Here is an 11750-nt window from a genome sequence, read left to right as displayed (position 1 = left end):
GGTGAGCACGGGGCGGCTGAGGTGACGGCTCTGCCTGTCAGCGGGCGGGCGCGTCCGGTCTGCGGAGCAGTTCCGCGTCGGGAACGCCCTCCCTGTGCAGACGCGCCACGTCCTCCATCTCGAACTCGATGCCGATCGGATTGGCGGCGAACTCGGGGCTGTGCATGAATGCGTTGGCCTCTTCGACGGTGTCGTAGACATCGACTTGCAGTTCGGCCTGGTTGCCATCGGGGTCGCGGTAGTACACCGACAGGGTCGGTCCGTGCCGGATCTGCCACCAGGGAAGGATGCCCTGGTCACGCAGCCGCTCGTAGGTGTGTATGAGCGCGCCCAGGTCGGCGTAGGTGAAGGCGGCGTGATGCATGCCCATGGTGTTCGGCTGGTGCGGCTGGTGGTCGCCGAACTTGGCCATGGCGATGCGGTGGTGTTCCTGGTCGAACGCCAGGAACGCGACGTTCTCGTTGCCGTACTGCACCTTGGCTTCCAGCAGGTTGCACCACCAGGCGCGCAACCGTGCCACGTCGTTGGTCTGAAAGACCACATGCGCAAGCTTCGTCGGTGACGGCATGTCATCACCTTCTGTGGAAGGGGCTCGTCGTCGTGGGGGCCGGCCCGGCTGGACCGTGTGGTACAGCCGGCCCGCATGGCGGCGTGGCCGGGCGCCACGCTCCGCCGGTTGGTGCTTGTCGCGCCGGTGCCCCGTCTCAGGGGGCCGGCGCGGGGTGAGTGGTCAGCCGTTGTCCGTCGGCGCGTCGGCAGCCGAACGGTTCTCTCGGCCCGCTGAGCACGCCGGCTGTCCGGGCCGGGGTGAGGCGTGCCCGTCCGCCGTGTTCCTGGTCCGCGAGCCCTGGGAGGGGGACGTGCCGACCCTGCGCCCGTCAGACGCTCTGAGCGGCGGAAGGGTGGACGGCGAACTCGTCGACGTCGGCGAGCCTGCCTATCTCGTGCCCGGCAGCGGTAGGCGTGAGGGTCGCCCGGGTCTCGATCAGCAGGCCGCGGAATCCTTCCGGTACGTTCTCCACCGGCCCTCGGTGCGGGAAGCCCTTGGGGGTGTGGGTCATGACGCTGTTCTGGGTGATTCCGCCGAACTGGCCCGGGCCTTCGAGGTAGACGAAGACTTCGTCGTAGTCCGCGTTGTAGTGGATCGGCGGGCGGTCGCCGGTTCGCGCGCTGAGGTCGAAAATCTGCGTGCGGGCGGTGGCGTCGTCGATGATCAGTGGCGGGACCAGCAGACCGCTGCCCATATTGATCGACCGGATGTCGTGGATGTTGACCTTGGCCAGGAGCCTGTTGCCGTCGACGCTGATCGTGGGGATCGGGTCGTAGTCCGTGAACACCGAGGTGAGCTGGTCACCGTGACGGATGAGTGTCTCGTACTCACCTGTCCGCGTGGACGGGTCGGGGAAGGGGGCCGCGGCATCCATCCTGGTGAGGGGGCCCAGGCCCGGCGACATGGCGAAGTTGAGCTCGTTCTCGGTGACGATCAGGAACTCGCGCAGCTCACCGACGATGTCGACGAACCGGTAGCTGATGGCTCGTGGGATCAGGACGATGTCGTCCTTGGCCACGGAGAGCACGCCGAACTCCGTCTCCAAGGTCGCGGAGCCGGCGAGGACCACGTGTACCTCGTCGGCGAGCACGTTGCGAGTGGCGAACGGAGCGGCCTCACGCCGGTAGGCGATCTCAAGGCTCACCGTGCCGTCGTTCATGATCGACACCGGCATCGCCCGCCGGTCGTTGAACGCCGCTTCGTCCAGGTCGTTGAGGTTGTAGATGCGGGGCGCGTAGGAACCCTTCACCCGCGTGTAGTCCGCCGAGTACTGCGACCGGAGAAGTGTCGCTGTGCGCCCCGCGAATCCGTTGCGGGTGTAGAGGACCGGGTTCGGTCCGTCGGTGCGTGTCATCATCCATCCTCGCTTTCTACTGTGCGGCTGTTCCGGCGGTCACGCCGTGTTCCCTGGTCAGGGAGCGAGCGGCGAGCTGCCCGGCGCTGACGACGTCGACGTCCGGCGCGGCCACCGCGCGGGACAGGAAGTCGCGGACGGCGGTGTATCGGTCACCGCCGTCGGTGAAGGAGACAAAAGGGTGCACGATCAGCGTGACCAGCCCGCCGGTGCGGATCGCTTCGTCGAGCCTGCTGTTGTAGTGCTCGAGCAGTTGGGCGGGGGAGCGCTCGCCGTCGGGGTGCATGTGGTACTGGTAGTAGTCGATCATGTCCCAGTGCCACGGGATCGTCACCAGGCCCTCGAGCAGGGGCCGGACCTCCAGCGGGGCGTTCTCGGTCTCTGGTTCGACGCTGCTGTCGAAGGTGTAGCCGAGTTCGCGGAGCACCTGCGCGGTGCGGCTTCCGCGGTAGCCGCCAGGGGCACGGAAACCCTTGGGCTCGATGCCGACGTTGCGCAGGGCGGCGGTGCCGTCATACAGCAGGACTTCACGTCGATCGTCGGTCAGGGTCGCCCATTTCTCGTGGACCCAGCCGTGCAGCCCGACCTCGTGCCCACGGGATGCGATCGACCGCAGGGCGTCCGGATGGTGCAGCCCGTTCCATCCCTCGACGAAGAACGTGGCGGTGATCCCGACCTCGTCGAGCAGGTTCAGCAGCCGGGGAAGGGCCTTGAGGCCGGGCTCCTCGAGGTCGGGACGAACCGCCTCGCCGGTGCCGATCTGCGCTGCCCGGCCCAGGTTGTCGACAGTCACGCACAACGTGCCGACGTAAGGCATGTCGATCACTTCCTTGTGTCGACGGACGGCGCTCATGTAAGCGCCACTCATGTAGTCAAGCACTCAACCTATGCTTGCGCAAGGATTGATTCTCGGGCCGTGTGCGTCCGAGTGCCGCACGAAGCCCTGAAGGGCGGCGTGTTCACACGGAACGGCAGGAACCAACGGGTGGGGGCTTGACCGGCGGTCGGTCGACCGGGGGACAGCGTGCGATCGGACGGCTCAAGTGCGCGGTGCCACGCACCATGTCTCTTGCGCATGTGGGTGAGCAGGGCCTTGCGGCCGAATCGCACATCGGCGAAGAGGGATGGCGTCGCGCCGGTGGCGCGGCCGAGCAGGGCACCGGAATCTCCGGGTCGGCGATGGCGGTCCGGGGGGCACCGACGAAACCCTCCTGACCAGCGGCGACGTTCCTGTCCGGGAGATCGGTTCCCACGCTGTCAAAGATCGTTTCCCGTCGGATCGCGGGTGCCGGGCCGCCTGCCTGGGCGCCCGGCCGGCGACTCACCGACGGCGGAGGACAGTTTCGTCGGTGCCCCGTCCGGCCGGACCGGGGACTCAAGTCGGCTCAGCGGGGTGCCTCGTGGCTATTGCTTCGCGCAGATCGTCACGGGCTCGCACCGGGACGGCCCAGTCCTTGATCCCCCGCCACCCGACGCGGGACACGATCCGAAGACGCCCGGCCGCCCCTGGGTCGCGCCGGCGACGGGCCGTCACACGCGGTCGGCCAGGCCGAGCCGAGAAAGCGTGCTCCGGAACGAGTACGACTGGGGCGGTGCCGGGTTGGCATCCGATCCGGCGGACGGACGACCTCGCCGTGACTCCGGAGACCGGCTGGAGCAGGACCCTCAGCAGCGGCCGACGTGCCCCGAGGCACCGGTGGCAAGGCGATGCCCTGCCTCCGGTGCCTTCTTCCACGGACGATCCGACGGCTCCGCCGGGGCCTGTCTGACAATTCGCGTCGTCGCCCGAAGGGCGGCCTCGCGGCGTCAGGTGCGTGCTCTCGGCGTGCCGGGCGTGGACCCTCGTACTGGACGTACTCGGGTCTGGGCCCGGTGCGGCGAGAGTGCGTGCATGGTGTCGCGAGGCAGACGAGAATATGGCCCTAGTAGTGCTCTTGGTCAGGTTGATATCGGTTCTGGCATGTCGCGGTGACAGGTGGGGCAGGCGCCGGTCCAGACCGCGAGGAGTAACTGCAGTTCGCGGGCGACCCGGTAGAGGCTCAGGCCGACGCCGTCTCTTTTGGGGACCGGGTGATGCGCTGGAGGGTGCAGAAGGCGTGTGCGACGGAGACGAGGGTGACGTGGTGGTGCCAGCCGCGCCAGGTGCGGCCTTCGAAGTGGGCCAGGCCCAGGGTCTGCTTCATCTCGCGGTAGTCGTGCTCGATGCGCCGGCGCAGTTTCGCGGTGCGCACGAGGGTGGCCGGCGCCGTGTCGGCGGGCAGGTTGGAGAGCCAGAACTGGACGGGGTCGGGTTCGGTGGCGGGCCATTCGGCCAGCAGCCAGCGCACGGGCAGTTCCGGGCCGTCGCAGGCTTTGCGGATCTCGCGTCCGGCGGGACGGACCCGCAGGGCCACGAAACGGGAGTACATGCGCTTGACGCCGCTGTGGCCGCTGCCGGGCCGGGAGCCTTCCCGCCACTGCACCGGCCGGGCGGCCTGCTTGCCGGCCTCGATGACCAGCTTCTTCACCGTCCTGGCCGCCTCGGGATAGACCGGCTGGGGCCTCGGGCCGCGGCCGCCGTAGGGCGGGGTGTGCGGCCGTGCCGTTTCCGGGTGGGCGGTGGTCGTGGTGGGCGGGGCGATCGGTGAGCTGATCGCCCGGGCGCCCTGTGTCGACGTCGTCGTCCGCCCCAGTATACTCCGTTGATCCCGCCGCCGGACTGATGTACGGGGCGGGTTCGCTTCTGTCAGCTCGGCGCCCCGGTCGAACGTCAGCCGCGTGTGAGCTGCTCAGGACAATGCCGCAGCTTGGTCACCGTCTCCGGTCCATCAGATTCTGCCCGTACGTTGCTGAACTGGCCCGCAGACTGGCTACCCACGCAGTACACGCAGCTTCTCACCGAAGCACCGCTTCCACCCGCCGCGCCCCACGGCGAACCGCCCCGGGAACGGCGCTCCGCCGCCCAACTCCACATGGCCGCCAACGCGACCGTCGACGGCTGCATGGTCGCCCTCACCCTTCGGGCGGCAACCAGCGGCTACCCCACCGTCGCCCTCGCTCACGTCAGCCGCCTCGACGACGCCGACCCCGATGCGAAAGCCGACGCCGCACTCCAGGCACTCAGCGAGTGGCTCACCGACAACGAGGCCGCCGACGCCGACATCCACACCACCGTAGAGAAGGTGCGCGCCGAGCGCCCTGAGGAGATCGTCTTATCTCCCGATCGGTGGAGACCCTCGCCGAAGAACTCCGACACACCCAGGGAGTCATCACCCAACGCGTCGCCGGAGCCCTCGACAACATCACCACGGCACTGGACCAACTGAACCGCGACGCCGGCCTCTTCGGCGCAAACCTGCACTACCAGATCGACCCGCCAACGGACACCGACCACAGCTGGCGCTGCTCCGTCACGCCACGGTGGCGATGCAACCCCAACGGCCCGATGCTCGCCTACGACACCGTCACCAACACCGCCCAGGAAAGGCTCTTCTCCATCCACCTCGTTCTCGCAGCCCTCCTGGCAGCCCCTCACGCCCAAGGCCGAGTGCTCGTCCTGGACGAACTAGGCGACTCCCTGGGCCAAGAACACCGACGCGAAGTGCTCGGCGCAATCACCAAAGTCGCCACCGGCCACGGCAACACCGTCCTGGGCACGTGCCAAGACACACTCATGCGAGACGCAGCCCCGGTATCGGGCAGATCCTCTAGTTCCAGTACCCGTCAAAATCCGAATACCTCAACTGGCCCACACGCATGTTCGGATACGACCCCCAGGCCGGGCGAGTGGAGCTCACCGCCGAACAACTGACCCGGCGACTCACACGCTGAGACCGACCCGGCAGCAGCACGACCCTGCTGCCGGGCACAGCGAAGACCTGGGCGGGGCGGCCTGTTCTGCGCCGTACTGCTCGGGGGGTGAGTTCGGCGGCTGGGGTAGGGGGCGGCGGGGTCGCCTTCTTGGCCCCGCCGCCGAGGGTGCGACCCGTGTGGCGGGCCGGGGGGTTCATGCGTTCGGTCATGCGGTGAGCTCCTTCATCAGCTCGTGTTACTCGCTCAGCTCGGTCGGAATCTCGCCGAGGGACTCCATGTAGTGCACCCAGGAGTGGATGGTCGTCTCGGCGAGCGGGAACGGCTCGTAACGGTCCGGGCCGATGCCCTCGCCCGGGGTGGGCTGCAGCAGTATGTCCTTCGCGGTGTGGGACAGGCTGGTGCGGTCGTCGGCCTTGACGAGGACCACGTGGGCGGTGACGTCGCGCGCGGCAGACTATGACGTGGGGCAAGACCCAGACTGCTGAACAGCTGGACGTCCCAGGACGTCTCGATGACGTCCCACAGGAACTTGGCTCCATTCGCTCACGGCAGACGAGAAAGATCCTCGAAGGACTGGAACTCGATCTGGGGCTATGTCAACGTACAACACCCCAGGTAGACAGGGCCTATCGGCGGCTCGACGGGCTCCAAGGAGGTACTCGTTTCGTTGCGACTGGCCCATTCAACTTCGACTCTCGACCCTAGTTGCCGGGCGTAGGTGGCCGCCGACCTTCGGGCCAGGTGCGAGGCGCATGTTTGTCAGGCTGAGTGTGAGCCTCGATGAGTTGTTGTCAAGGAGATGACACCGAGCCGACCCTGGGGCAGGCGATGGCGCAACATAGCTGACGATCGCCGGTTAGCCAAACCGGCGATCGCGAAGACCATTGAGGGTGTTCGCAGCGGCTGCGCTTGGCGGTGGAGCCGTGGCGGCGCAGTTGACCGTGGCGCAAAGACGCGAGTACTACAGCCGGAGATCTTGAGGGTCGGTGATCGGCGGGATCGGTCGGTGGTGCGCCCAGGGCTGTAGGCGGAGCGGAAGTGGGTCGCCGCGGCGTCGGTAGTGGCTGACCTGGGCTCGGGTCTGGTGCAGGCGGCGCCATAACTCGCAGGTCAGGATGGTTTCGACGGGGTGGTGCGGGTTGAGGCGGGTGGCGGCCAGGCAGTGCCGGATGGTGTGGACGGAGGGCCGCAGCAGCGGTCCAGGGATCAGCCAGCGGCCTCGCTCACGCCGGGGCTGTGGTCTTTTCCCAGGTCGGCCCCCTCTCCCGGCGCTGGATCGGGTTCGGGTATCTGGGCGCGTTGGACGGCCAGGAAGGCGCTGGCCAGCATGCAGGCAGTGACGTGCCGGTGCCAGGGCGTCCACTTGCGGACCTGGTACTGGGCGAGGCCGACGAGCTGCTTGTTGATCTCGTTGTCCTCCTCGATCTGCCAGCGTCCGCCGGCCCGCGCAATGATCTGCGAGACCGTGATCCCGGCCGGGGCGTGGACGAGGAAGTAGGCGACCTCGCGGTGCAGTTCGCCGTCCTTGGCGCGCCGGTTGGGGTGCAGTGAACGCCGCAGCACCAGCCAGTGGGTGAAGGTGTCGGCGGGGTCCTCGTCCTTGACGTGCACGGCGAAGGCGGTCCAGTCGTAGAGCCGTTCGCCCTTGGCGCCGTCCCCGCAGGAGCGGCGTTCCCACTGGTCACGGGTCTTTGCGTAGTGCAGCAGGTCATCGGCTCGCTTGACGGCCGGCTGACGCGGCTTGCCCGGCGGGCCGTCCAGCGGCAGGTCGACCGGGACGCCGAAGACGTACGGCGCGCTCTGCCGGTGACACCAGGTGCGCAGTTGCGGGTCCCGCCCGTAGCCGGCGTCCGCCAGGATCCAGGCGAACGGCACCTGCGCGGACCGGGCCTGCTCGAGCATGGCGATGGCCAGCTCGGGCTTGGTGGCGAAGGCGACCTTGTCGGGAATGCCGGCCTCCCGGCAGCGGTCCCGGTCGGTGGTCCAGTCCTCGGGCAGGTACAGGCGCCGGTCGATGAAGGCGTGCCCGGCGGCGGTGGCGTAGCTGAGCATCACCATGACCTGGCAGTTGCGGACGTCGCCGGTCAGTCCGCAGTGCTGGAAGGCCACGCCGACCGACTTACTGCCCTTCTTCTGGGCCTGCGTATCGTCGATGACCAGCGACGCATCCGCATCGCCCAGGTGATCCACCACATAGTCGCGGACCGCGTCGCGCAGCCGGTCCGCATCCCACACCGAGCCGTTGAGCAGCCACTGCATCCGGTCCGCAGTCACATGCCCAGCCCGCTCGGCGAGCGTCCAGCCGTTCTTCGCCGGCAGCTCCGCCAGCAGCCCCTCGATGAACTGCGCGAACACCACCCGCGGCTCCGGCCGGTTGAACAAGTACCCCAACGAACCGGTCAACACGGACAGTTCGGCATCCCACTCGGCTATCTGCTTAGCCGTCACATCCAGCAGCATGCCCGGTCAACGACGCCACCGGGAGTCCGTCACAAGATCTCCGGCTGTAGTACGAGGAGGAAATGCGCGGCTATTGGCTACTGCTGTCCTGACACACAGCACCTGCTCGCTGAAAGACAGCGATGCCCCCGCCAAGATGGCGGAGAACCAGGGCTGCTGATTCTGCCCCGTCGCCCTGCGCGCCCTTTCGCTAGGAACCCGTACCGGATGTGCCGATGCGCGATACCCCCTGCCCTTTTCGTTCCGATATGGCATCCCCCGCCGTCGGACCTTCCTGGCCTGCTGAGTGAGCCGACGGGCGCTGCACTCAGCTCGTAGCGCGGGGCCCGCCTACGACTCGTTCGGACTACCTCCTCCGGGCTCCCTGCAAGCAAGGGGTGGGCGCAGAGCCGCGCCCCATCCACCCCAGCCCGTTCCCGTTCCCACTTCACGGAAGACCGCCGATGTCTGCGCGATCCTTGCCCGTCCCCGCCGCCACACGCACTGCCTTCCTGACCGTGCGAGACGCCGCCGAGTATCTCGGCCTCTCGCCCCACACCCTCTATGTCTGGCGCCATCGCCGGCAAGGACCGCCGAGCTTCCGCATGGGTCCCCGCGGCCGCGTCATGTACCGGGTGGAAGCCCTCGACGCCTGGGTTCGCGAACAGGAACAGGCTGATTCGCGCTCCAACACGTCCCTGAGCCCGCTCAACACAGCACCACGGATGCGCTCGGACTACGACGCGAGCGCCTGAGGGGCGTCTGCCCCACCTCCCTATCACCTACTGGAAGGAGCCGCTTGGCCGGCTACATCGAAGACCGCTGGCTCACGAAGAAGAAAGACCCTGCCACCGGCAAGCGGGCACGCACGGCCCGCTACGGCAAGGGCTCCCGATACCGGGTCGCTGGTATCCCCGGGGTGCGGGACAAGTCGTTCGATGTGCTCGAAGACGCCAAGGCGTGGCTACGCAGGGCCGGTACTGACAGCGAACGGGGTGAGTTCGTCGACCCGCGCGACGGATCGATCACGCTGGACGACTACGTGACACGCTTCTGGCAGACGGGAGTCCGTGGCGCGCCAGGTACGGTCAAGCGCATCGACGAGCGGGTCCGCCTGCACATCCGGCCGCATCTTGGCACGGTTCCCCTGCGCGACATCACGCCGGCGGTCTTGCGGGGGTATATCGCCGCGCTGGAGGGCGAATGCGCGCCGCGCTACGCACGGCAGATCCTCACGTCGCTCTCGAACATCTTCGAGACGGCTATCGATGACAAGCGGCTCGTGCGTAATCCGATGCGGGCCAAGTCGGTGCGCTGGCCGAAGGCGCCGGAGGACCAGCGGGAAGCCTGGCCGTTGGAGACAGCGTTGCGGGTTCGGGACGCGATCGGCCCGCGTTACCGCATCGCTGCGGTGGTCGCGCTGGGCTGTGGGCTGCGGCAGGGGGAGGTCTTCGGGTTGTCACCTGAGGATGTCGACTTCGCCCGAGGGGCGCTGCGTATCCGCCGGCAGGTGCAGCTCCTGCATGGGCGCTTGTACTTCACACTGCCGAAGGGCGGCAAGACGCGCGTCGTCGACATGCCTCCCTCGGTTGCCTCGGCGCTGGCCGAGTATCTCCTTGAGTACCCTGCCGTCGAGGTGGAGCTGCCCTGGGGCGGTCCGGAGGGTGACCGGGAGAGGAAGAAGTTCCCGCTCATTCTCACCACGACGTACGGCAACGCCATCCGGGCGAACATCTTCAATGTCGAGGTGTGGAAGCCCGCTCTGGCCGCGGCCGGCGTCATCCCGGTGCGGAATGCGGGGGAACGCTGGACGGCGTCTCGCAAGGACGGCTTCCACGTGCTGCGGCACACCTACGCTTCGGTCATCCTGGAAGCAGGCGAGTCCGTGGTCACGCTCGCTCGGTGGCTTGGCCACTCGACCCCCACCATCACCCTCGACTTCTACGCCCACTTCATGCCCGAGGCCGGCGGGAAGGGGCGCGGTGCCATCGACGCACTCCTCAACCGAAGCGCCCGGGCCATCCAGGCCGGGTAGTGGGCACACTATTTGGACGCCTGCCAGAAGAGGGGCGCAGCACTTGCTGCGCCCCTCTTCGGCGTTCCGGTCCGGAAGCGCGGTTACCCTCCGTGATGTTCGGCGTCCGCCGTCGGTGCTGACGCCCCAAGGTTCAGCAAGACCGTTGGCCCGCGGCGGGGAGAACCGGCCGACGCGGAGCACATCTCATTCTCCCCAGATTCTCCCCAGCGGCCTTGGACGGGCCTTTTGGCGACTGCCTCGGCTCCCGCGAGGCCCTGGCGCAGGCCCCCGTCGACCGGTTACTCAGAGCCAGTCCTTCCGCTTGAAGATGAAGTACAAACTGGTGCATACGACTGCCATCAGGACGATAGCGAAGGGGTATCCGAGCACCCAGTGCAACTCCGGCATCTCCCGGAAGTTCATTCCGTAGATCGTTCCGACCAGCGTCGGAGCGAACAGAATGGCCGCCCAGGAAGAGATCTTCTTGATCTCCTCGTTCTGTTCGAAGCCCGCCTCCGCCAGCGCTCGCATCTCGGCGTTCTGTTGCTGGGTGACGAGGGTGGCGTTGACGGTGAGGATGTCGGTGAGGGCCTGGCGGAAGCCGTCGACGCGTTCGCTGGTGTGGGTGACGTGGTCGGCGACGTCGCGGAGGTAGCGCTGGAGTTCCTCGTCGGTGCCGTACTTGGCGAAACCCGCCATCAGGGCGTGCAGCATGCCCACCAAGGGGCGGGTCGCACGCTGGAACTCGACCATTTCTCGGGAGAGTTCGTAGATGCGGCGGGACACCTCGGGGTCGCCGCGGAAGACCTCGGTCTCGATCTCGTCGATGTCGTTCTGGACGCCGGAGACGACGGGGACGTAGCCGTCGACGACCGAGTCGAGGATCGCGTAGAGGACGGCTTCGGGGCCCAGCTTCAGCAGCTCCGGGGAGTCCTCCATGCGGCGACGCACCGCCGACAGGTCCGGCGCCGCGCCGTGCCTGACGGTGATCACGAAGTCGGGGCCCACGAACACGTGCAGCTCGCCGAAGTCGACCTCCTCCGGCGCGTCCAGATAGCGCGCGGCGCGCAGGACGACGAAGAGTGTGTCGCCGTAGCGCTCCAGCTTCGGACGCTGGTGTGCCTCCATCGCGTCCTCGACGGCGAGCGGATGCAGGTCGAACTCGGCGGCAAGGGAGAGGAGTTCGGCCTCCGTGGGACGGGCCAGGCCGATCCATGCCATGCCGGACGGCTGGTCGCGCAGCTCTCGGAAGGTGTCGGCGAGGGAGGCGGGGGTCGAGACCCGTACCCCGTCGCGGTACAGGGCCGCCTGTACGACGCTGTCGGCGTCGGCGGGTTCCGGCTCCGGCGGGTCGGCGCGCGGCGCCGGAGGCGTCGGGCCGGTCGCGGCCGGTGCGTTCAGAGCGCGCCGCCAGACGGACTTCCTGCCGTTTCTGGCGGCCGGACGGGGGCGTCGCTCGGACATTGCGGCTGCCTCCCATGTCGCGGGTACGTCGCTGTGATCACGGAGAAGGATATACGGGTCAAATGTCGCGGGCGGAAGAGGGCGTACCGCCCGGGCGGGCGTCCGCGTGGAGAGTTCCGTGGATCGCGGACGGA

At 68.0% G+C, this 11750-nt stretch carries 9 protein-coding genes and 1 pseudogene; 3 read left to right on the top strand and 7 right to left on the bottom strand.

Annotated elements, in window-relative coordinates; genetic code table 11:
• Window positions 1-37 precede the first annotated feature (37 nt).
• The 4 genes and pseudogenes from OG819_RS45940 to OG819_RS45925 form a co-directional block, all read right to left on the bottom strand.
• Window positions 38-568, bottom strand: coding sequence for a VOC family protein (locus tag OG819_RS45940; RefSeq protein ID WP_266655354.1), 531 nt, complete (start codon window positions 566-568; stop codon window positions 38-40).
• A gap of 310 nt (window positions 569-878) precedes the next feature.
• Window positions 879-1904 (bottom strand): homogentisate 1,2-dioxygenase, encoded by a 1026-nt coding sequence (locus OG819_RS45935; protein WP_266655352.1) that lies wholly within the window; start codon window positions 1902-1904, stop codon window positions 879-881.
• Window positions 1905-1920: 16 nt separating this feature from the next.
• Window positions 1921-2757, bottom strand: coding sequence for a polysaccharide deacetylase family protein (locus tag OG819_RS45930; RefSeq protein WP_266655350.1), 837 nt, complete (start codon window positions 2755-2757; stop codon window positions 1921-1923).
• Between the two features lie 1186 nt (window positions 2758-3943).
• Window positions 3944-4513 (bottom strand): annotated as a pseudogene (locus OG819_RS45925) (transposase); the annotation flags it as partial.
• Window positions 4514-4855: 342 nt separating this feature from the next.
• On the opposite strand from OG819_RS45925, the gene OG819_RS45920 reads away from it, so the two are divergent.
• Window positions 4856-5209 carry a hypothetical protein gene (locus OG819_RS45920; RefSeq protein WP_266655348.1) on the top strand — a complete coding sequence of 118 codons (354 nt, stop codon included), beginning with the start codon at window positions 4856-4858 and terminating at the stop codon, window positions 5207-5209.
• Window positions 5210-5931: 722 nt separating this feature from the next.
• Here the strand turns inward: OG819_RS45920 and OG819_RS45915 are convergent.
• Entirely contained in the window at window positions 5932-6123 is a 192-nt protein-coding gene (locus OG819_RS45915; protein WP_266655346.1) for a hypothetical protein, read from the bottom strand.
• 779 nt (window positions 6124-6902) lie between these two features.
• Entirely contained in the window at window positions 6903-8144 is a 1242-nt protein-coding gene (locus OG819_RS45910; protein WP_266655344.1) for an IS701 family transposase, read from the bottom strand.
• Window positions 8145-8599: 455 nt separating this feature from the next.
• Here OG819_RS45910 and OG819_RS45905 point away from each other — a divergent pair, with 455 nt between their 5' ends.
• Both OG819_RS45905 and OG819_RS45900 read left to right on the top strand, forming a co-directional pair.
• Window positions 8600-8890: a helix-turn-helix domain-containing protein gene (locus OG819_RS45905; protein ID WP_266655342.1), complete on the top strand. Its 291-nt coding sequence runs from the start codon at window positions 8600-8602 to the stop codon at window positions 8888-8890.
• Window positions 8891-8934: 44 nt separating this feature from the next.
• The gene (locus OG819_RS45900; RefSeq protein WP_266655340.1) at window positions 8935-10170 is read left to right on the top strand and encodes a site-specific integrase; all 1236 of its coding nucleotides are present in this window, start codon (window positions 8935-8937) and stop codon (window positions 10168-10170) included.
• Between the two features lie 285 nt (window positions 10171-10455).
• Here OG819_RS45900 and OG819_RS45895 read toward each other — a convergent pair whose 3' ends face one another.
• Window positions 10456-11616 carry a CorA family divalent cation transporter gene (locus OG819_RS45895; protein WP_266655338.1) on the bottom strand — a complete coding sequence of 387 codons (1161 nt, stop codon included), beginning with the start codon at window positions 11614-11616 and terminating at the stop codon, window positions 10456-10458.
• Window positions 11617-11750: the final 134 nt, after the last annotated feature.

It is taken from the genome of Streptomyces sp. NBC_01549, from assembly GCF_026339955.1.
Taxonomy (GTDB): domain Bacteria; phylum Actinomycetota; class Actinomycetes; order Streptomycetales; family Streptomycetaceae; genus Streptomyces.
Note: the sequence above shows the minus strand (reverse complement) of the source record. Positions and strands in the feature narration are given on the sequence as shown.

What these genes read in the sequence shown, in the direction of transcription:
- OG819_RS45905 (WP_266655342.1), top strand. Translation starts at nt 8,600, where the DNA reads ATGTCTGCGCGATCCTTGCCCGTCCCCGCCGCCACACGCACTGCCTTC.
- OG819_RS45895 (WP_266655338.1), bottom strand. Translation starts at nt 11,616, where the DNA reads ATGTCCGAGCGACGCCCCCGTCCGGCCGCCAGAAACGGCAGGAAGTCC.
- OG819_RS45930 (WP_266655350.1), bottom strand. Translation starts at nt 2,757, where the DNA reads ATGAGCGCCGTCCGTCGACACAAGGAAGTGATCGACATGCCTTACGTC.
- OG819_RS45935 (WP_266655352.1), bottom strand. Translation starts at nt 1,904, where the DNA reads ATGACACGCACCGACGGACCGAACCCGGTCCTCTACACCCGCAACGGA.
- OG819_RS45920 (WP_266655348.1), top strand. Translation starts at nt 4,856, where the DNA reads ATGGCCGCCAACGCGACCGTCGACGGCTGCATGGTCGCCCTCACCCTT.
- OG819_RS45940 (WP_266655354.1), bottom strand. Translation starts at nt 568, where the DNA reads ATGCCGTCACCGACGAAGCTTGCGCATGTGGTCTTTCAGACCAACGAC.